General features: G+C 68.3%; 14 protein-coding genes and 1 pseudogene. 5 read left to right on the forward strand and 10 right to left on the reverse strand.

Annotated features, from left to right (window positions below; genetic code table 11):
- Positions 1-35: 35 nt before the first annotated feature.
- Together Q9R39_RS09600 and pruA are read right to left on the reverse strand one after the other, a co-directional pair.
- Entirely contained in the window at positions 36-986 is a 951-nt protein-coding gene (locus Q9R39_RS09600) for a proline dehydrogenase family protein (RefSeq protein WP_311277396.1), read from the reverse strand.
- A complete protein-coding gene (gene pruA, locus Q9R39_RS09605) occupies positions 986-2,632 on the reverse strand; it encodes an L-glutamate gamma-semialdehyde dehydrogenase (RefSeq protein WP_311277397.1) in 1,647 nt (548 codons plus the stop codon). Before pruA ends, Q9R39_RS09600 begins: the two co-directional genes overlap by 1 nt.
- A 74-nt stretch (positions 2,633-2,706) precedes the next feature.
- Here pruA and Q9R39_RS09610 point away from each other — a divergent pair, with 74 nt between their 5' ends.
- Both Q9R39_RS09610 and Q9R39_RS09615 read left to right on the forward strand, forming a co-directional pair.
- Positions 2,707-4,305, forward strand: a complete 1,599-nt coding sequence (locus Q9R39_RS09610; RefSeq protein WP_311277398.1) for a helix-turn-helix domain-containing protein — start codon at positions 2,707-2,709, stop codon at positions 4,303-4,305.
- A 75-nt stretch (positions 4,306-4,380) separates the two neighbouring features.
- The gene (locus tag Q9R39_RS09615; protein ID WP_311277399.1) at positions 4,381-5,259 is read left to right on the forward strand and encodes an SDR family NAD(P)-dependent oxidoreductase; all 879 of its coding nucleotides are present in this window, start codon (positions 4,381-4,383) and stop codon (positions 5,257-5,259) included.
- Between the two features lie 3 nt (positions 5,260-5,262).
- Here the strand turns inward: Q9R39_RS09615 and Q9R39_RS09620 are convergent, their stop codons facing one another.
- The 4 genes from Q9R39_RS09620 to Q9R39_RS09635 all read right to left on the reverse strand — a co-directional run bounded on the left by Q9R39_RS09620 (position 5,263) and on the right by Q9R39_RS09635 (position 11,787).
- Positions 5,263-5,694 carry a MerR family transcriptional regulator gene (locus Q9R39_RS09620; protein WP_311277400.1) on the reverse strand — a complete coding sequence of 144 codons (432 nt, stop codon included), beginning with the start codon at positions 5,692-5,694 and terminating at the stop codon, positions 5,263-5,265.
- Positions 5,695-5,714: 20 nt separating this feature from the next.
- Positions 5,715-7,214 carry a SulP family inorganic anion transporter gene (locus Q9R39_RS09625; protein ID WP_311277401.1) on the reverse strand — a complete coding sequence of 500 codons (1,500 nt, stop codon included), beginning with the start codon at positions 7,212-7,214 and terminating at the stop codon, positions 5,715-5,717.
- A gap of 238 nt (positions 7,215-7,452) precedes the next feature.
- Complete coding sequence (locus tag Q9R39_RS09630) at positions 7,453-9,624, reverse strand: glutamine synthetase III (RefSeq protein WP_137808959.1); 2,172 nt, start codon at positions 9,622-9,624, stop codon at positions 7,453-7,455.
- A gap of 201 nt (positions 9,625-9,825) precedes the next feature.
- Positions 9,826-11,787 (reverse strand): gamma-glutamyltransferase family protein, encoded by a 1,962-nt coding sequence (locus Q9R39_RS09635; protein ID WP_311277402.1) that lies wholly within the window; start codon positions 11,785-11,787, stop codon positions 9,826-9,828.
- A gap of 137 nt (positions 11,788-11,924) precedes the next feature.
- On the opposite strand from Q9R39_RS09635, the gene Q9R39_RS09640 reads away from it, so the two are divergent.
- On the forward strand, positions 11,925-12,362 hold the full coding sequence (locus Q9R39_RS09640; protein ID WP_269552545.1) for an SRPBCC family protein: 438 nt from the start codon (positions 11,925-11,927) through the stop codon (positions 12,360-12,362).
- Here Q9R39_RS09640 and Q9R39_RS09645 read toward each other — a convergent pair.
- Together Q9R39_RS09645 and Q9R39_RS09650 are read right to left on the reverse strand one after the other, a co-directional pair.
- Positions 12,359-14,003, reverse strand: a pseudogene (locus Q9R39_RS09645) (MFS transporter). The gene Q9R39_RS09640 and the pseudogene Q9R39_RS09645 overlap by 4 nt on opposite strands.
- Before the next feature lie 52 nt (positions 14,004-14,055).
- Positions 14,056-14,721: a TetR/AcrR family transcriptional regulator gene (locus Q9R39_RS09650; protein WP_068972455.1), complete on the reverse strand. Its 666-nt coding sequence runs from the start codon at positions 14,719-14,721 to the stop codon at positions 14,056-14,058.
- 151 nt (positions 14,722-14,872) lie between these two features.
- Between Q9R39_RS09650 and Q9R39_RS09655 the strand changes: the two genes are divergently transcribed.
- Complete coding sequence (locus Q9R39_RS09655) at positions 14,873-16,096, forward strand: oxygenase MpaB family protein (protein ID WP_311277403.1); 1,224 nt, start codon at positions 14,873-14,875, stop codon at positions 16,094-16,096.
- A gap of 166 nt (positions 16,097-16,262) precedes the next feature.
- On the opposite strand, the gene Q9R39_RS09660 is transcribed toward Q9R39_RS09655, so the two are convergent.
- Together Q9R39_RS09660 and Q9R39_RS09665 are read right to left on the reverse strand one after the other, a co-directional pair.
- Complete coding sequence (locus tag Q9R39_RS09660) at positions 16,263-17,588, reverse strand: acyltransferase (protein ID WP_311277404.1); 1,326 nt, start codon at positions 17,586-17,588, stop codon at positions 16,263-16,265.
- A 174-nt stretch (positions 17,589-17,762) separates the two neighbouring features.
- The gene (locus Q9R39_RS09665; RefSeq protein WP_311277405.1) at positions 17,763-20,261 is read right to left on the reverse strand and encodes a LuxR C-terminal-related transcriptional regulator; all 2,499 of its coding nucleotides are present in this window, start codon (positions 20,259-20,261) and stop codon (positions 17,763-17,765) included.
- Positions 20,262-20,358: 97 nt separating this feature from the next.
- Here Q9R39_RS09665 and Q9R39_RS09670 point away from each other — a divergent pair, with 97 nt between their 5' ends.
- Complete coding sequence (locus Q9R39_RS09670) at positions 20,359-20,574, forward strand: hypothetical protein (RefSeq protein WP_311277406.1); 216 nt, start codon at positions 20,359-20,361, stop codon at positions 20,572-20,574.
- The last annotated feature ends 73 nt before the right edge of the window (positions 20,575-20,647 follow it).

Raw genomic sequence — 20,647 nt, forward strand, 5'->3', positions numbered from 1 at the left:
TGGCCCACTGCCGCACAGTCGACGGGTCGGGGTCCTCACCCGGCCAGTGCGCGCAGAAAGAACCCCAGGTTCGCCGGACGTTCGGCCAGGCGTCGGACCAGGTACCCGTACCACTGCTCGCCGTAGGGGATGTAGACCCGGACGCGTGCGCCGGCGGCTGCCAACCGGCGCTGCTCGTCGGCCCGTATTCCGTACAGCATCTGGTGTTCCCAGCTGTCCGGCGCGCGACCGAATTCCTCGGCGAGGATTCTCGCGGCGTCGATCATCGTGGGGTCGTGGCTTGCGACCATCGGATAACAGGAGCCCTTCATCAGTATCCGGAGGCACCGCTGATAGCTGTCGTCGACCTGGCGGCGGTCGGTGAACGCGACCGCGGGCGGTTCGGCATAAGCGCCTTTACACAACCGGATTCGGGCGCCCGACGCCGCGAATTCGGCGCAGTCGTCCTCGGTGCGGCGCAGGCAGGCCTGCAGCACGGTCCCGGTCTCCGGGAACTCGGAGCGCAACGACCGCACGATCGCCAGCCGCTGGTCGACGGTGGTGTGATCCTCGGCGTCCACGGTGACCACGACGTCCAGGCCATCGGCCGCCTCGACGATCGTGCGCGCGTTCTCCTCGGCGATCTTCGCGCCGTGCTCCGGCAGTGCGAGACCGAGCGCGGTCAGCTTCAGCGACACCTCCAACGACCCGGCAGGTGCCGGACGGCGTCCCGACAGAGACTCGAGCAGAGCCAGATACGCGGTCACCGTGGCGTCCGCCTGGGATTCGTCGAGGGTGTCCTCGCCCAGGAAGTCGACCGAGACGGAGAGTCCGTCGGCGAGTTCGGCCCCGACGGCGGCCATGGCGGCGTCGAGCGACTCGCCCGGCACGAATCGGCGGACCACTCGTCCGGTGACCGGCCACCGCTGGGACGCGTCCTTGATCCGCTCGCTGCGCGATGCCGCGACGATCGCGGGCCGCAGCACGGTGTCGAAGACGGACCCCATCACAGCGCCGTCCAGTCGGCGACCATGTGCGGGTACGACGAGGTCGTGGGAGGTGAGAACGTCTCCTTGATCGTGCGGGTCGAGGTCCAGCGCATCAGGTTCTGCTTCGACCCGGCTTTGTCGTTGGTCCCCGACGCCCGGCCGCCGCCGAAGGGTTGCTGCCCGACCACCGCGCCGGTGGGCTTGTCATTGACATAGAAGTTGCCCGCCGCATTCCGCAGCCGGTCGGAGGCAAGGGCCACCGCGGCGACATCGGTCGCCATGACCGACCCCGTGAGTGCGTACTGCGCCGTCGAATCGACCAGGCCGAGAACGTTCTCGTAGTCGGCGTCGTCGTAGACGTGAACCGCGAGGATCGGACCGAAGTACTCTGTGGCGAACGCCTCGTCGGTCGGGTCGTCGGACACCAAGACCGTGGGTCGGACGAAGTAACCCTCGGTGTCATCGCAGACGCCGCCGACCGCGACGGTCAGCGACGCCGACGACTTGGCCCGGTCGATGGCCGCGACCTGCTTGTCGAACGCGCGCCGATCGATCACCGCACCACCGAAGTTCGTCAGATCTCGGACGTCGCCATAGGTGAGTTCGTCGGCCTCGCCGAGGAACTCGTCACCCATCCGCTCCCACACCGACCTGGCGACATACGCGCGCGACGCCGCCGAACACTTCTGTCCCTGATACTCGAAAGCGCCACGGGTCAACGCCGTTCGCAACGCATGAGGTTCGGCTGAGGCGTGCGCGACGATGAAGTCTTTGCCACCGGTCTCGCCGACGAGGCGCGGGTAGTTCCGGTAGTGCTCGATGTTGGCACCGACCTCACGCCACAGATGACGGAACGTCCTCGTCGACCCGGTGAAATGGATTCCGGCCAGATTCTCGTCGGCGAGAACGACATCCGAGACCGCGGCACCGTCGCCGTGGACGAGATTGATCACCCCGGGCGGCAATCCGGCGGCCTCGAGCAGCGCCATCGTCAACTGCGCCGAGTATGCCTGGGTGGGGGAGGGCTTCCAGACGACGGTGTTGCCCATCAACACGGGGGCGGTGGGCAGATTGGCGGCGATGGCGGTGAAGTTGAACGGGGTCACGGCGTAGACGAACCCGTCCAGTGGACGGTGGTCGAGCCGGTTCCACACCCCGGGCGACGACTCCGGTTGCTCGGCGAGGATCTCACGCGCGAAGGCCACGTTGAACCGCCAGAAGTCGACGAGCTCGCATGGGGCGTCGATCTCGGCCTGCTGCACCGACTTCGACTGGCCGAGCATCGTCGCCGCCGCGATCCGCTCGCGCCACGGCCCGGCCAGCAGCTCGGCGGCGCGCAGGATCACGGCCGCGCGGTCGTCGAAGCTCGTGTGAGCCCAGTCGGCGGCGGCGGCGCGGGCGGCGTCCACCGCGGCGCGGGCGTCATCGTGGGTGGCATTGGTGATGAAGCCGAGTACCTCGCGGTGTGCGTGGGGCTGGACGACGTCGATCTCCTCACCCGCCCCGAGGCTCAGGTGGCCGCCGATGATGTGCGGGAACTCGCGGCGGCCGGCATGCGATTGTCGCGCCAGCTCGTCGACGATGCGCGCACGCTCGGGCGAACCGGGGGCATAGCTGTGGACGGGTTCGTTGGACGGTCGAGGGGGAGTGGTGATGGCATCCATGACCTCAGTCCACCGTCCCCTTCGACGTCGCGATATGGCCGATCAGCCGAGGTGGGTCTCGTAGTCTTGTCCGTATGGACAAGACCGCCGGTATCGCGCTCGGGCGGTTGGTCCTCGCTCTTGACCAGACCGTCGCGACCCTGGTCTCGTCGCCCCGCGGTCTCGACACGCCGGTGTCGACGATGGCGATGGTCGACGCCGACGACGTGCACTACGGGCTCGGGCATGCCGCCCGATCGGCCGACCTGTTCCTCCTGGTCGGACTCGCCGATGACGTCGTCGTGGAGTGGCTCGGCGGCCTCGGCGCGCACCGCCCGGTCGCCGTACTGGCCAAGAACCCCGCACAGACCCTGGTCGGCCTCACCGATCGACTGGGCATCGCGGTCATCGCCATCGATCCGCACGCCCGCTGGGAACGCATCTACAACCTCGTCACCCGGGTGCTCGACGCGACACGCGGCGCGGTCGGGAGCGGCGAGTCCATGGAGTCGGGAAGCACCGGCGACCTGTTCGAGCTCGCCGCGGAGGTCGCCCGCCGGACCGGTGGTCTGGTGAGCATCGAGGACGAGCACGCGCACGTCCTGGCCTACAGCTCGGCCGGTGAGGAGGCCGACGAGTTGCGCAGACTGTCGATCCTGGGCCGCGAGGGGCCGCCGGAGATGCTGGCCTGGTTGCGGGAGTGGGGCGTGATGGACGCGGTCCGGAAGTCGTCCGGCGTCGTGACGGTCGAGGCACGCACCGATCTCGGACTTCGGCCGCGTCGCGCGGTCGCCATCCGTCCGGCCTCGGGCGCACACGGCGATCGCTCCGACGTCCTGATGGGGGTCGTCTGGTTGCAGGAGGGGTCGCGCCCGCCGACCCGCGACACCGACGAGGTACTCGTCGGCGCCGCAGCTGTTGCGGCCCGGGTGATCTCGCGACGGCGTTCGGTAGGCTCCGACCACGATCAGCGGGTCCGGCGACTCCTCGGTGTCGGCGGAGTCCCGGTCGACACAGACCACCTCGCCGCCCAGCTCGGCATCGCGCCGACCGCCACGGTGACGGTCGTGGGGTTCACGGCGCCCGATGGCATCCGCGTCGGACAGGTCTCAGCACTCATGCTGCACGCCAGCGCTTTCAGTCAGCTGTCGGTCACGGTCACGATCGGTGACCGCGCGTACGTCGTGCTCCCCGGCGTCCCGCTCGACGACGCCGTCACGTGGGCGCGGATCTCCGTCGATGCCGCCGACCGCCAGTTCGCCGTGTCGGCACGCGCAGTCGTCGCCGGCCCCGACACCATCGCCGCCGCATCCGATCTGCGCTCTGCGATCGATCGTGTCCTCGACGCCGCCGGTCGCGACGCCGACCTGATCGACGACGTCACCACCGTCGAGCGATCCCGCACCGGGGTGCTGCTCGCCGAGATCATCGGATTGCTCTCGGAGAACCCCGATCTCGTCGACAGCCGGGTCGCCGGGCTCGCGGATCTCGACACTCGCAGCGGCAGCGAGTTCACCGCGTCGTTGCGCGCCTACCTCGACCATTTCGGTGACGTCCGCGCGGCAGCGGCGGCGCTGCACGTCCATCCGAACACCTTGCGCTACCGCATCCGTCGAGTGCAGACCCTGACCGGGATGGATCTCGACGACCCGGCGACGCGTCTCGTCGTGGCGCTGTCCCTGCGCGTTCGGTGAGAGTCGCTGCGCCCCCGAGTCCAACCCCGGCCGAGTGCCACCCCGCCCGGCCGGCCGGTGGGTACCGTGGCGCCCATGCCCTCATCGTCGAAGTCCCTGTCCGACCTGACCGGCTCGCGGGTCGTCGTCACCGGTGCGACGAACGGTATCGGGATGGCCACCGCCCGCGCGCTCGCCCGGGCCGGTGTGCAGGTGGTCCTGGCCGTCCGCGACACCGATCTCGGCGCCCGGCGCGCACGGGAATTCGGCGGTGACTGCGAGGTGATCCGGCTCGATCTCGCCGACCTCGCCTCGGTGCGGACCTTCGTCGAGGAACTCGACGGCTCGATCGATGTGCTGGTCAACAACGCCGGCATGTTCCCGCATCAGCATCGGACGACGCGGGACGGATTCGAACTCGGGATGGGCACCAATTTCCTCGGGCCGTTCGCCCTGACCAATCTGCTCCTGCCGCGCATCAGGCGGCAGATCGTGTCCGTGGGTTCGGAGGGGCATCGCCGCGCCCGCATCGACCCCGCCGACCTGGACCTCCGACGCACCCGGTGGTCGTCGCCGCGGGCCTACACCGGGTCGAAACTCGCGGTGATGCTGTGGGGTCTCGAACTCGACCGACGGTTGCGCGACGTCGGGTCGCCGGTGACCTCGATGCTCACCGATCCCGGCTGGGCCGCGTCGAACATCTCGAACAAGCCGGGCCTGGGCGTTCTGCACCGCGCGGCGCAGGGCCTGGCGGGTGTCGTCGGCAACGATCTCGACGCCGGCGCGGCACCCACCCTGCATTGCCTGACCGAGCCGATCCCGCCGGGCAGCTACGTGGGGGTCGACGGACCGTGGGGACTGCGCGGCCGACCGGTGCTGTCGGGCCGGTCGCTCACGGCGTGCGACTACGAACTGGCCGGTCGACTGTGGACGGAGGCCGAGGCCCGCACCGGTACCCGGTGGCCGCTGGGGTAGTGCTTACGTCGCCCTACCGGCGGACGCGGGATCGGTCAGTCGATCCGACAGCTGGGCGGTGAGTTCGTGCGCATATTCCAGTTGCCGCTCGAGCTTCTCGCACGCCAGTCGTGCGCGCTGCCGGAACTCCGCGACCTCCTCGAGTGCCGCCCGCCGGTCCGCCGGAGCCGCGTCGGTGTCGTCGAGGACACTCTCGGCGTGCAGGAGTGCGCGCATGTCGTCGAGGGTGAAACCGAGTGGCTTCATCCGCCGGATCACGAACAGCCGATCGATGTCGGCCCGGGTGTACAGCCGGAAGCCCCCGGCCGAGCGGGCGGACGGGACGACCAGACCGACCTCGTCGTAGTGGCGGATCGTCTTGATGGACAACCCGGTTTCCGTTGCCACCGCGCCGATCTGCAGGTGCTCGGCGGTGTCGGTCCTGTCGTCGGTCACGACCTGTCCTCTCTGCCCGGTCAGCCCTCGCCGCCGAGCTGCCCGCTGAGACGTCGATGACGTTCGGCGCTGTGGTCGTCGAGGCCGACGATGGTGGCCGTCTTGCCCTTGGCTGCGTACTTGGTGGTGACGGCATCGAGCGTAGCGACCGTCGACGCGTCCCAGATGTGTGCGCCGCTCATGTCGATGACGACGTCGTCCGGGTCGCCGACATGGTCGAACTGATATACGAGGTCGTTGCTGGACGCGAAGAACAACTCGCCCCGCACCGCATAGACGCGGGTTCCGGGTTCGGGATCGGCGACATCGACCACCTCCGTGAAGTGGGCGACCCGGCGCGCGAACAGGACCATCGCCGTGAGGACGCCCACGATCACCCCGTACGCGAGATTGTGGGTGGCCACGGTGACGACGACGGTCGCGACCATCACCGCGGTCTCGCTCTTCGGCATGCGCCGCAACGTCTTCGGGTTGACGCTGTGCCAATCCAGGGTGCCGACCGACACCATGATCATGACGGCGACGAGCGCGGCCATCGGGATCAGCGCGACGATGTCGCCCAGCCCGACGACCAGGATGAGCAGGAAGAGTCCGGCCAGGAACGTCGAGATGCGGGTGCGGGCCCGGGACTCCTTGACGTTGATCATGGTCTGGCCGATCATCGCGCACCCGCCCATGCCGCCGAAGAGACCGGTCACGATGTTGGCGATGCCCTGACCGGTGGCTTCACGCGTCTTGTCGGAGTGGGTGTCCGTGAGGTCGTCGACGAGCTTGGCGGTCATCAGCGATTCGAGGAGGCCGACGAGTGCCATGGTGAAGGCGTAGGGGGCGATGACCGACAGCGTCTCCCAGTTCAGTGGGACGTCGGGAAAGAACAACGTGGGCAGACTGTCCGGCAGGTCGCCCTCATCGCCGACGTCGGGGACGGAGAACCCGACCGCGAGCGTGACCGCGGTGAGCAGCACGATCGCGACGAGTGGTGATGGGATCGCCGTGGTGAGCCGCGGCAGACCGACGATGATCGCAAGCCCCGCCGCGACGAGGGGATAGACCAGCCACGGCACCCCCAGCAGGTGGGGGAGTTGAGCCGTGAAGATGAGGATGGCCAGTGCGTTGACGAATCCGACCATCACGCTGCGCGGGATGAACCGCATCAGACGGGCGACACCCACTGCGCCGAGGACGATCTGGATGACCCCGGCGAGGAGCACCGCGGCGATCAGGTGATCCAGGCCGTGACTGGCGACCAGGGGGGCCACCACCAGCGCCACCGCCCCGGTGGCGGCGGAGATCATCGCCGGACGGCCGCCGACGATGGCGATCGTCACCGCCATCGTGAACGAGGCGAACAGGCCCACCCGCGGGTCGACCCCGGCGATGATCGAGAACGAGATGGCCTCGGGGATGAGCGCGAGCGCCACCACGAGACCGGCGAGGACCTCGGTACGCAGGCGCCGCGGGGAGCGCAGGGTCGCCAGCACCGACTGTTGTCGGGCAGGAGTCAGCACCTCGGCCGTCATCGGCGTCTCGACTTTCGTGAGGTAACGGAAACGTCTGTCGCGGAAGGGGTCACCCACCCTCGCGGGCGTCGGGCGATTCCGACGGCCGACGCCGCCCCGCAGGACGGACCAACTCTACCCTCACGGGAGGGTAGAGATACAAATGCGGGTGTGCGGCTGGGCGTCACGCCACACAACTCCAGGCGCGCAACAACACGCCCCCTGCGCGATGCGCAAGGGGCGTGTCGACGATGCGGGATCAGAGAATCGTGAGCATCTCGTTGTAGGTCGGCAGCGGCCACAGATCGTCGGCGACGATGGACTCGAGGGTGTCGGCGACCTCGCGGACCGCGGCCATGGCCGGGACCAGTTTCTCCAGCGCGTACTTCGACTCCTCGAAGGTGGACTCGCCGTGCATGCCGGCGATACCGGCATCGAGGGCCGTCAACCCGTCGTGCAACGTGCTGATCAGTCCGGTCAGTTCCTCGAGCAACGGTGTGGGAGCCTCGATTCCGGCCATCTTGAGCGACGCCGCCGTCCCGGCGAGCTCACCCTGGTACCGGATCGCGGCCGGCATGATCATCGTCTTGGCGATCTCCGCGGTCTCCTTGGCCTCGACGAGGAGGGTGAGCGCGTAGTACTCGAAGATGACGTCCTCGCGGGCCTCGAGTTCGCGGGCCGACAGCACGCCGTACTTCTCGAAGATCTCGACGACGTCCGGCGAGGTGTACTCCGTCACCGCGTCGACCGTCGTCCGTAGGTTCTTCAGTCCGCGGGCGGCGGCCTCTTCCTGCCATTCGTCGGAGTAGCCGTTGCCGTTGAAGATGACCGAGCCGTGGGCATTGGCGATCTCCTGCAACACCTTCTGGACGGCGTCCGCGAGTTCGAGACCGTCGGCGAGGAGCTTCTCGAGGTCCGAGGCGATGAAGTCGATGGAGTCGGCGAGGATCGTGTTGATGGCGACCATGGGATCGGAGATCGACTGATTGGAACCCGGTGCGCGGTACTCGAATCGGTTGCCGGTGAACGCGAAGGGGCTGGTGCGGTTGCGATCCCCCGGATCGGCTTTGAGGGGCGGCAGGGTGTCGACCCCGAGTTCGATGACCCCCGCGGCCTTGGAACCGGTGGCGCCGCCCTTGGCGATCTGCTCGAAGACGTCCATCAGCTGGTCGCCGAGGAAGATCGAGATGATCGCCGGCGGAGCCTCATTGGCGCCGAGACGATGATCGTTCGACGCCGACGCGACCGCCGCGCGGAGGAGCCCGCCGTAGAGGTGCACCGAGCGGATGATCGCGCCGCAAAAGGTCAGGAACTGCATGTTCTCGTGCGGGGTGTCGCCGGGATTGAGCAGGTTGCCCTGATTGGCGTTGCCGAGCGAGAAGTTGACGTGCTTGCCCGAACCGTTGACGCCGGAGAACGGCTTCTCGTGCAGCAGGCATTTCATACCGTACTTCTCGGCGACGGCCTTCATCGTGGTCATCATCAGCTGCTGATGGTCGTGGGCGAGGACCGACCGCTCGAAGACCGGTGCGATCTCGAACTGGCCGGGCGCGACCTCGTTGTGCCGGGTCTTCGCCGGGATCCCCTGCTTGAACAGCTCGCGGTCGAGTTCGATCATGAACGACAGCACGCGTTCCGGGATGGCACCGAAGTAGTGGTCGTCGAACTCCTGGCCCTTCGACGGCGGTGCGCCGAACAGGGTTCGGTTGCAGGTCATGAGATCTGGTCGCGCATAGAAGAAGTGCTCGTCGATCAGGAAGTACTCCTGCTCGGCGCCGGCGTAGGAGACGACGGTGTCGACGTCGTCGTGGCCGAAGAGGCGGAGCAACCGCATGGCCTGCTTGCTCATGGCCTGTTGGCTGCGCAGGAGCGGGGTCTTCTTGTCGAGGGCCTCGCCGGTCCACGAGATGAAGATCGTCGGGATGCAGAGGGTGTTGCCGTTCGGGTTCTCCAGGATGTACGCGGGACTGGTGACGTCCCAGCCCGTGTAGCCGCGGGCTTCGAAGGTGCCGCGCAGACCGCCGTTGGGGAAGCTCGACGCGTCGGGCTCGCCCTGCAGCAGCGTCTTGCCCGCGAACTCGGCGAGCGATGCGCCGGTGGAATCGGGTTCGAGGAACGAGTCGTGTTTCTCGGCCGTGAAACCGGTGAGCGGGTAGAAGACGTGGGCGTAGTGGGTGGCGCCCTTCTCGATGGCCCAGTCCTTCATGGCCACCGCGACGTAGTCGGCGAGGGTGGGGTCGAGCGCGCAGCCGGTGTCGACGGTCGCGGCGACCGCTTTGAAAACGTGCTTGGGCAGCCGCTTCTTCATGACCGACAGGCTGAACACATTGCGCCCGAACGTGTCTGCGAGGGGTTCGGTGAACCCCGGCGCCGACACGTCGTAGGTCGTCACGGCCTCGATCGCCTGTCGGCGGGACATGCTGCCACTCATGGACACTCCTGGATGATCTGGGCCCCCTGTGCGCGGGGGCGCACGACGACGTCGGTACGCCGTTTGTCGCAATTGCGAGCGCTTCGACGCTATGAGCTGGGTGTATGCGCCCGATTGCCCCCATGTGACGCCGAGGAAAACTAGTGCCCCTCGGAACCGGTCGAGGCAACGCCGTTTCCCGAAAACCCGTGGCGCGATGGTCTACCGCAGCGTCGCGTTGTCGCCCATCACCGCGCCCTCGCGGCGCGGATCGGCGCCGCCGATCCAGCCGCCGCCTTGTCGCAGCAGCGCGCTGAGTCCGCTCGACTGTTCGTCGACCGACACCTCGGCTCCGCGTTCCCGGAGGCCACGGACCAACGGATCGTGTGCGCCGTCGTCCGTGGTGTCGACGAGCGGGTGTTCGCCGCCCACATTCGAGGTCGGGGTGTTGGCCGAGCCGAAGTCGATCATCGACACGGCCTGCTGGGGATCGAGGCCCCAGTCCAGCATTGCGACGATCGTCTTGACGACGAACTGGATGATCACCGACCCGCCGGGCGAACCCAGGGCCGCGACCACCTCGGCCGGCGCTCCGTCGGCGCCGGGCTGCAGAACGAGTGTGGGCGCCATCGACGAGCGCGGCCGCTTGCCCGGCGAGACCCGGTTGGCGAGCAGCGTCCCGTCGCCGTCGCGGGGTTCGGCGGAGAAGTCGGTCAGCTCGTTGTTGAGCAGGAAGCCGTCGACCATGTGGTAACTGCCGAAGGCGGATTCGATGGTCGTCGTCATCGTGGCGACGTTGCCGTACCGGTCGGCGACGGTGATGTGACCCGTTCCGTGTTCGGTGCCCGGATGCGACCCCAGGGGCACCGGCCCGAGGTCACCCGCCGGCGCCTCGCCGAGCGAGGAGTCGGGTGAGATGAGCGCTGCCCGGGACCGCAGATAGGCCGGATCGAGGATGGTCGCGACCCCGCGCCCGGGCAGCGGGACGAAGTCCGGGTCGGCCACGTACTTGTCGCGATCGGCGTAGGCGAGGCGTTCGGCCTCGGTCACGAGGTGCGCGGCGCCCGGGTCGGGACGCCCGCCGTCGGCATCGAGATCGGACGGCGGCATCGACGGCAGATCGAAGTTCGCCAGGATGCCCAGCGCCGACGCGACGGCGATCCCGCCGGACGACGGTCCGGGCATGGCCACGATCTGTCGTCCCCGATAGGTGGTGACCACCGGCTCCCGGGCGATCGCACGGTAGGCGCGTAGATCCTGCTCGGTCATCAGGCTCGGTGTCATGCCGCCCGCGGTGCTGCCGGCCTCGGCGACGATGGCTCGGGCGAGCGGGCCGTCGTACATCGCGCCCGCGCCGTCGGCGGCGAGGGTGCCGAGCGTCTTGGCGTACGCGGGGTTGACGAGCCGGGTGCCGGCCGGCTTCGCGTCGCCGTCACTGGCGAGGAAGTAGGAGCGGGCCTCGTCGTCGGCACCGAGTTCGGCCGCCGACGCGGCAATCGCGGTCGCCAGCCGCGGGCTGATGTCGAACCCGTTGTCGGCCAATTCGATCGCCGGATCGAACAGATCTCGCCACGGTTGTCCGCCGAAGTCGGCGTGGACCATCTCGAGCATGCGCAGCACGCCCGGCACGCCGATGGACCGTCCCGAGGCGCGGGCACTCGGCACGGGTGGGGTGGGATCGTCGGGGGCGATCCGGGTCAGGTAGGTCTCGGTGGCCGCCGCCGGCGCCGTCTCGCGACCGTCGAAGGCCCGCACGCTCTTCGACCCCGCGTCGTAGTAGAGCGCGAAGGCGCCTCCGCCGATCCCGGAGGACTGCGGCTCGACGAGTCCCAGCACCATCTGCGCGGTGACCAGGGCGTCGGCGGCCGTCCCGCCGTCGCGCAGCACCTCGCAGGCCGCGCGGGTCGCGAGCGGATTGGCGGTTGCCGCTGCGTAGGTGTCGGTGACGACCGGTCTCATCCCTGTTCGGAAGCCGGACGCGACTTCCGGTCTGGTGGCGATGTCGGTGGGTGCGGCCGTCATCGTCTGGGCGTCGATCATCTCCCCGTTGGGGATCTCGGCGCAGGTGACCGGACTCGCCCCCGGCTCGGCTGGATCCGAGCCGCAGGCAGTCGCGAGGAGGGCGGTGGCCGTCGCGACGACGAGGACACGTACCACTCGAGAGACTTCGGACCCGGCCGTCATCGGCCAAGCGTACTGACCGAGTGGCCGTTCGCGACGCGAACTGGGTCGAATGTTCAGGACAGCGGCCGTGACCGCATAGGGTCGAGGCGGAGGGCCGCACCGACATGGTCGGCCGGACGAGACGAACGGGGAGAATCGTGGGAGTGGTACGGCATCAGGCGAAGATCGACAGGCCGCGCGAGCGGGTCTTCGACTACATCGACGGTTACCAGAACGTCCCGGAGTACCTGCTCGGGGTCACCCGGTTCGAGCCGACGACGGAGAAGACCAGCGGACTCGGCGCGAAGTTCGCGGTCTCGATGGACGTCGGGCCGAAGACACTGAAGTCGGTGGTCGAGTGCACCGAGTACGTCGAGAACGAGCTCATCGAGCTCAAGGCCGTCGAGGGTTTCGACGCGAACACGACGTGGCGGTTCGCCGACGCCGACGGTGGATCGGGCACCGAACTCGACGTCGAGATCAATTACAACCTCCCCGGCGGTATGGCGGGCAAGCTCCTCGGCAAGGTCGTGGGACCGTTCGCCGCTCAGGCGGTGCGGCACACGGAAGCGACGATCAGGAAGAAGATCGACTAGGAGCCCGATTTCGGCTCGGGCTCGGCCGATTGCCGTTCGATCGCCGGGCCGGGTTCCGGTATCCGGTTGGGCAGGTGCCGCGAGAACAGCAATGCCAGTACGAGCAGTCCGAAGACGACGAACAGCGACTGCTGCAGGGCCGCGATCTGCGAATCCGAATAGGCCTGTGACACCGCCTGTGCGGACTCCTCGGAGCCGCCCGCGTCGAGGACGAGGGTGCGCGCCTCGTCGGCGGAGATGATCGGCACTCCCTGGTCGTCGACGGCGGCGATGATGCGTTGCTGGTCGGTGGGGGAGAGGGGCTCGGCGTCGTCGACCGCCGACACGAAGCCCGACGACAGCATGAGCAGGAAGACCGATCCCGCGACCGCGGTGCCGAACGACGACCCCAGGTTCTGGAAGGTGCCCTGCAGGCCACCGACCTCCGAGGTGTCCTTCTCCTCGACGGCGGACATGTTGACGTTGCCGAGCTGCGAGGCGAGCAGACCGAAGCCGGCGCCGACCACGAACATGCCCGCGGCGAACGCGGCGGTGCGCAGATCGATTCCCACGGAAGCGATGACGAGGAGCGTCCCCAGCGCCATCGTGATCTGTCCACCGCGGGCGATGAATCGTGCGGAACGCCGTGCGGTGAGCCAGGATCCGAGGATCGAGAACAGGACGAGCCCGACCGAGAGCGGCAGGATCTTCACCCCGGTCTGAAGTGCGTCGCGTCCGAGCATCGTCTGCAGGTACACGGGGACCACGAAGAAGAGGGCGGCGATCGCGAAGTACTGGGCGAGAAATCCGCCGAGTCCGCTTCGGAGAGCAGCGATACGGAACAGTTCGACGCGCAGCAGCGGTTGCCGGCCGGACTTCGCCAGTGCGCGCTGCCGCAGGACGAACAACCAGAGCACGACGACCCCGGCGAGCAACAGGTACGCCACGGGGGAGACACCCAGCGGGGCGATCTCGTCCCCGCCGATCTCCGGCGGATGCTGCGGCTTCAGCCAACCCCCGTCTTGGACTGCAGGACGCCGTAGACGATCAGCGACAGGCCGCCGGCGGATGCCACGACGCTGAGCGGGTCGATGCGAACGTCGGGGTCGCGGGGTACGTCACGAATCAGCTTGGCCGCGAACAGGACCGCCACCATCACGACGGTCTCGGCGACGAACACGTAGCGCCACGACAGGTAGGTGGTCATCACGCCACCGAGCAGCGGGCCGACGGCGGCGGCCAGCCCGGTGACCGCGCCCAGGATCGAGAAGGCGGTGACCCGGGCCTTCCCGTGTAGTTGATGGCGGCCAGCGATGCGATCGCGGGGATGACGAGCACCGCGCCCAGCCCCTCGACGAGTGACCAGCCGATGAGCAGAACGGTCAGGTTGGGACTCAGCGCCGTGGTCAGCGAACCGATGCCGTAGATGACCGCACCGATCTTGAATGCCTTTGCGCGCCCCATCAAGTCGCCGAGCTTACCTCCGGTCAGCATGAAGGCGGCCATCGTCAGCGCATAGAAGGTGATCGCGGCCTGCATGCCGGTGATCGAGGTCCCGAGGTCGTCGGCCACCACCGAGATGGACACGTTCATCACGGTGCTGTCGAGCACCATCACGAACTGTGAGACGGCCAGGATGATGATCACAGACCAAGAGCGCATCGTCAGTCTCCTCAGATGTGGTGAGCGCTCTGATCTTTACAGGTTCGGCGGTTTACTGCGCGGGATTGAGCATCGGTACGAGGAACTGGCGCGCCACCGTGGCGAGCTGCGCGTCGTCGGTGATGTCGACGACGCGGCTGGGCACGGTGAGGAACGACGCGGAGATGCGGACCATCATCTCGGCCACGAGATCGACGTCGAGTTCGTCGGAGATGTTGCCCGCCAGTTGTTCCCGGCGCAGCTGGGCGGCGACGAAGTGCTGGACCGTCGCGAGCAACATGCCGTCGCCGCCGATCATCGATTCGATCAGCATGCTGGGCTCGGCGTCGCTGATCTCACCGATCAGCGGGTTGCCGGAGATCGCCCGCAGCGAACCGACGAACCCGACGACGACGCGGTCGGCCACGGTGTCGGCGCGGGGGATCTCCGCGCGGAACCGGTCGAAGTACCGGCGGAACTCGCGGAGCACCACCTGGTCGACCAGGGCGTCCTTGGTGGCGAACTTGCGATACAGGGTGACCCTCGTGACGCCGGCGCTCTTCGCCACCTTCTCCATCGGCGTCCGTTGCACGCCCAGCCGGCAGAAGAGTTCGAAGGCCGCGTCGAGCAGACGTTCGGCGGTGGGATCGGCGGCCTCGTCAGACTGAGCCGCGGATTCGAGAAACGCCCGCTGAAGAAGCGAGCTGGACAGCGAAGCGCCGGACGGCTGCGTGGTCACTCGCCTCACCCCCTTCCTCACATCATGACCGCATGAGCTTCCATGATCGCAAAATTCGCGAAAGAGGTGTGTTCTGGACCACGCGGTGGTAACGATGATACAAGGATACGTTGTTTGTTACATTGATACATGGAAGTGATGGGACGGGGTCATGGAAGATCTGAACAGGCGGAACCTGATACGCGCGGGCGGTGTCGTCGGCGCAGCCGGTGCGGTCGCGGCGCTCTCGCAGACGACGCCGTGGACGTGGTCGCCGGCGAACTCGGTGCCCGGCCGCGGGCGCGGCGCGGACCCGCGGCAGCTGTGGGACGACGAGGCCGACCCGGTGATCGCCAAGGTCATCGACAGCGGGCAGGTGCGCAACGTCAATCGCCTGCTGCGCACGTGGCATCGTAACTCGCAGCCGCTGCCCGCCGGTCTGCCCTCGGAACTGCGCGACTTCATGGAGCACGCTCGTCAGCTGCCCTCGTGGGCCGACCAGGCCAAACTGGCCGACGCGGTCCGATTCAACCAGAAGCGCGGAACCTACCTCGGCGTCCTGTACGGCTTCGCCAGCGGCATGATGAGCACCGTCATCCCGCGCGAGGCGCGGTCGGTCTACTACTCCAAGGGCGGATGGGACCTCAAGGACCGCATCACCAAGACCGCGAAGCTCGGATACGACATCGGATCGCTAAACGCTTATCAGCCCGGCGGCGAGATGATCGTGACCTGCGTGAAGACCCGTATGGCGCACGCCGGCGTGCGCCACCTCCTGCCGCAGTCGCCGCACTGGGTGCACGGCGCGACGGAGAAGAAGCCGATCAGTCAGGCCGACATCATGGTCACCTGGCACAGCCTGCCGACGACCGTCATGCGCAACTTCGACAAGTGGAACGTCCCGATCGCGGCCGACGAATCGGCCGGATTCCTGCATTCGTGGCAGATCACCGCCCGCCTGCTCGGCGTCCAGGACGAGTACATCCCCGCCTCCTGGGCCGCGGCCGACTCGCAGGCGCAACAGGTCCTCGACCCGATACTGGCGCCGACCCCCGAGGGTCGCAAGCTCGCCGACATGCTGCTCGACCTCGGCATGAACCTCGACCTCTCGCTGATCTCGCGCGGCGTCCTGGGGGCGCTCACGCGATTCGTGCTCGGTGACCAGGTCGCCAACTGGTACCAGATCCCACGGGAGCCCGTGTGGAGCCCGCTGCTCGAGACGGCGTGGGGTCCGTACGTACAGATCCGCGAGGGCCTGCTCAACGTCGGCATGCCGCGTGAGGCGTACTGGCTGTTCGACGAGTTCCTCCGCCAGTTCGTGCTCTTCTACATGTCCGAACTGCGGATGCCGATCAACATCGAGATCCCGGTGATCAACAACCCGAAATACAACTAGCCCACCTGGTGGTATGTCTCAGAATCAGGCGGCTAGTCTCCGGCGTTCGATCGGCGCCTGGCTGCGTTGTCGTCGGTCGAGATAGCGATGCTATCCCTCCCTCCTCCGCCTTGCCAGACACCGATCGCTCCGCCGGATACTGGCCACCTACTCCTGAGACACACCACTAGTCGGCGGACTCCTTCTCAGCCCCCGCCGACTCACCGACTTCCACCGCCCGGTCCTGCTTCTTCTTGTTCCGCTTCGGCAACATGGGGATGCGGGGCCGGGCGGTGAGCCATTTGCTGAACGGTAGGCGTAGGAGGAGGTCGACGAGCGCCAGCGAGGCCGTCAGGACCAGCACGACCAAGATGATCGAGCGCAGGATCGCCGAATGCGGGAACCAGTCGAAGAGGCCACTCAGGAAGCCGACGCGACCGAGGACGTCCAGGATCAGCGGGTGGACCGCGAAGACCCCGAAAGCGCGCAGGGTCGCCTGGGAAACCAGTTTTCCGCCGGCGGGCCGGCCGGCGGCGCGTCGGTCATCCCAGACGAGGCCGATCAGCCACAGCAGGACGAAGCCGCCGATGTACCAGGGGAGCGACACCGGGTTCCAGGCCGTGTTGGCCTTCCAGGGCACGTTGCCCGGCGACGTCGCAAGCAGGTATCCGGCAACGGTGAAGGCCGCGCAGCCGGCCGCGACCAGGACGACCGTCGCCATGTGGTCGCGGAGCCAGCGGTCGACCGCCTCGCGGTGCTGCGCGGCCAGCACGCCCATGGTGATGAAGAGCGCGTACATCGGCAGCGTCTTCCACAGGTGCTGGTAGGCGACGTCCCACGCATGACCCGACGGTCGGGGTAGGTACTGGTAGATCACGAACACCAGGAGCTGGATCGCGGTCCCGCCGGCCAGCATCAGCCACGGTCGGCTGCGGCCCCGCTCGAACAGCCACGAGATCAGCGGGAAGAACAGGTAGATCTGCATCGAGATCAGCAGGAAGTACAGCTGGTACTTGCCCTCGCCGACGAGGAGGTCGTGCGCGAGGCGGGGCGCCATCTCACTGATCGGCGGGAACGGATTGTCGGCGATGATGATGTGGTCGGTGATCGTGTAGATCAGCGTCCACGCCAGGTAGGGACCGACGACGAGCCCGAAGCGGCGTCGCCAGAACTGCCACGGCGACATCTCCCGACCCTGCATGCTCAGCACGAGGACGTAGAGGGTCACCGCCACGAAGCCGTAGCGGGTCAGGTGGCACAGGGTACCGACGAGATTCGCGCCCCTGATCTCGTCGGCCCCGCCGTTGATGGCGTTGATGCTGTGCGCGACGACCACGAAGGTGAACAGGACGACCCGGACGAAGTCGGCGGTGTGCGCCCGACCGCGGGGCTTGGCCGTTGGCGCGGGAGGGGCGGACTCGGCGGGACGGGGTGCCGCGGAGTCCGCAGACCCCTGCGCGCTGGTCGTGGTCTCGTCGTCGGCGGTGGGTGCCGATCCTGATGCCGCGTGCACCAACGAAAAGACCTCCCCGGGTGAAACGGTGGAACATATGCCGTAGGCAGTGTACGGACACAAGCTGGCAGGAACCTCAACGCCGGGGTGTCCTCAGTGGTGACGATCACAGCCGGAAATGTCCGGTTCGCGTCGAGGTTGATCGTACCGGCGCTCGCATTCCGAGGCCGGGCGTCACACATCGTCGGGGATGTCCCGCCGGCTCCCGATGCCGAGCTTGCGGAAACTCCGGGCGACGTGGTTGCGCACCGTAGTGGTGGCGAGCCCGAGTTCAGCGGCGATCTCGTCGGCGGTGAGTCGCCTTGCGTACATCCGCAGCACTTCGCGCTCACGACCGGTCAGACCGGCGACCCGGGGGTCCGAGGATCTGCGATCGCGGAGCTGCCGCACGATCCGCGCACGTGCCGGCGTGGCGGTGGCGGTGTGGAACGCGGCGAGGTGGCCCGGCGGCGGCGCCACCAGTCCGGCGACCACCCACAGCGACACCGGATCGGCGATCCCGTGCCGTGCCGCCCGGTCATAACCGGCGGCGACCCATTCGGCAGCCGTTCGGGGTCGGCCGCGGTCCCATTCGATCAGAGCGCGGGCCGCGTCACCGTGGTGGTCCCCGATGACCGCGGCAGCGGGCAACCGTTCGGCATCGGCGAGCGCGACCTCGGCATCGTCGAGGGCGCCGGACGCCGCCAGGGTCAGTGCGAGCCAGTACCGGGCGATGCGTTCGTCGCTGCGGTGTCTGCTCCTGGCGAGAAGACCGGCGGCCCGCCCGGCCTGCGTCGCGGCGGCGGGAAAGTCCGCGTCCTCGAAGTGCAGCTCGGAGCGGATGGTCGCGAGCCACGCGCGCATGCGGAGGTCGCCGAGTGAGGTCGTCGACGCGGCGAGCGCGAGTTGCCGCCTCGCCGGGTCCCGGTCGCCGCTCGAGAGCAGGGCGCGGGCGCGCATCGCGTGGAGCTGCGCCTCCGCCAGCCCTTCCGCGGCGGTTCGCCCGGAGTTCGGCAGTCGGGCGTCGAGGTGCGGGTCCCCGGCCAGATCAGACGCGAGGAACCACGCGGCCCAGGCGGCGCCGCGCGCGACCGGGTCGGCGCTCTCCTGCAGTACGTGCCAGGGTGTCTCGGCGTCGGGCCGGCCCGTGTAGGTGTCGACCAGGGCTTCGGCCACCTGGCCGAGCGGGTGGTTCTGTCCGCGGACCGTCCGCAGTTGTCGTCGTGCGCCGTCCGGATCCGCATCTTTCAGGAAGGTCGAGACCGCGGCGGCCACGGCGATCGCCGGCGTGTCGAGTGGAAGGGTCGCGAGTATCCCGACGAGTCGTGACCGGATCTCGTGGCCGGGCCGAGTGCCGAGCGCGAGTGCGTGCGCCCAAGCGAACCCGGTGTCGGGGGTCGGATCCGATGCCCACGCGGCGCCGGCGAATCGTTCGGCCGCGTCGGGATCGCCGGATCGGAGATGAAAAGCACTGGCGGCCAGTAGATCTGCGGAGGACACCGGTTCGCCGACGTCGAGACCCCAGGTGGCACGCATGACGGGTGTCGTGGCGGCCGCATGGAGACGTTCGGCGCATCGACGACGGCGTGCGGGCGTCAACGACCGCTCGACCGCGCCCGCGACGAGCGCGGACACCGGGCGGGCGCCCATCGCATCGGTGGCGACGAACTCGTGACTCTCGAGGACGCTGATCGATTCCAGTGCGTCGAGACGGGCGATGCACTCCCAGTCGAGCAGACCTTCGAGGACGACGAGCGCCAGGGTGTCGGCGCAGTCCCGGGGGAGAGCGGACAACCGGCGTCGAACGGCATCGACGACACCGAGTCCGGGCTCGTTCTCGCGCGCCAGGGCGCAGATCAGCTCGGGGTTCCCCGCCGCGGCCGCGACGTCCGATGGGGCGCCGACCATGCGGCCCAGGACGGCTGACGCCGAACCGTCCAACGGCCCCAGCGCCAGGTTCGCCCATCGGCTGGTCCGCAGATGTCTCGTGATCGATTCGGGCACGGCATCTTCGGTGGGAGCGGCAGCGAGGAGTCGCACCGGACCCAGATCGGTGAGCGCCATCAGGAACTCGAGGACGGTGGGGTCGGCGCGGTGGATGTCGTCGGCGACCACGAGGGTCGGCAGCTGTTCCCCGGCGGTCAGGTCCTGCCGTAGCGCCTCGACGGGATCACCTGCGCCAGAACGCGCGTGGAGCGCGTGGAGTGACGTCGGTACGGTCACGATCTCGCGGCGCCACGGCTGCCTGCCCCCGCGAGATGACAACTCCGCGAGGAGCCGGGATTTGCCGACGCCGAACGATCCGGTGACGAGCACCGCATCGTGTGTGTCGAGCAGGCGGGTCAGCTCGTGGATCTCAACGTCGCGTCCGACGAACGGCGGCGGAATGTGACCGGGGCCGGCCAGCCCGGTGAGGCGGATGCGCCCGTCGTTCTGGTGTAGGCAGTCCGCGGGGAGGCGTTCGCGGAGGCGACTGAGGACGGTTCGTAATGCGGCGTCTGGGTGTTGCGGCCCCGTCATGGGCCAGATCCCGGCAACCAGGTCCTCGCGGGTGAGGCCGGTATGCCGGTGCCGGAGCAGCAGGACGAGCGCTCGATGCGCGGCGGGGCGTAGCGGAACCGGCCGACCGTCGGCGTCGAGGAGCGTCACGACCGGCGTCGTGCTGAACGCGACGGCTCGGCGATCGGCGACCATGGGTGTCCGTACTCCTCGGAGGCGTTTCCGGTGGGGATTTCTTGTTGATCAACAATTGATCATGACACCCGTTCCGCCGTCCCACAGGGTGACCAGTATGAGAAAGATGATGATCTTCATGGTGTGCGCCGGACTCTGTGCGATCGGTTGCATCGTCGGCGCGGGACTGGCTCTCACCTGGAACAGCGGGCAGTCGGCGCTGATTGCCGGGGTCGGCGCGCTGGCGGCGGGTGCGCTCGCGGTCGGGTTCGTCGGCCGGGTACGCGCCGAGAACCGGCGACAGGGGACGAACTACACGATCTTCACCATCTGAGGTGCGTGGTGTGGCCGGGCTGGGTCGCTCGCGTAGACTCCCGCTGTCGGGGAGCCGCGCCAGCGGGCTCTTC

The organism is Gordonia sp. AC31 (assembly GCF_031844505.1).
GTDB classification, from domain to species: domain Bacteria; phylum Actinomycetota; class Actinomycetes; order Mycobacteriales; family Mycobacteriaceae; genus Gordonia; species Gordonia hongkongensis.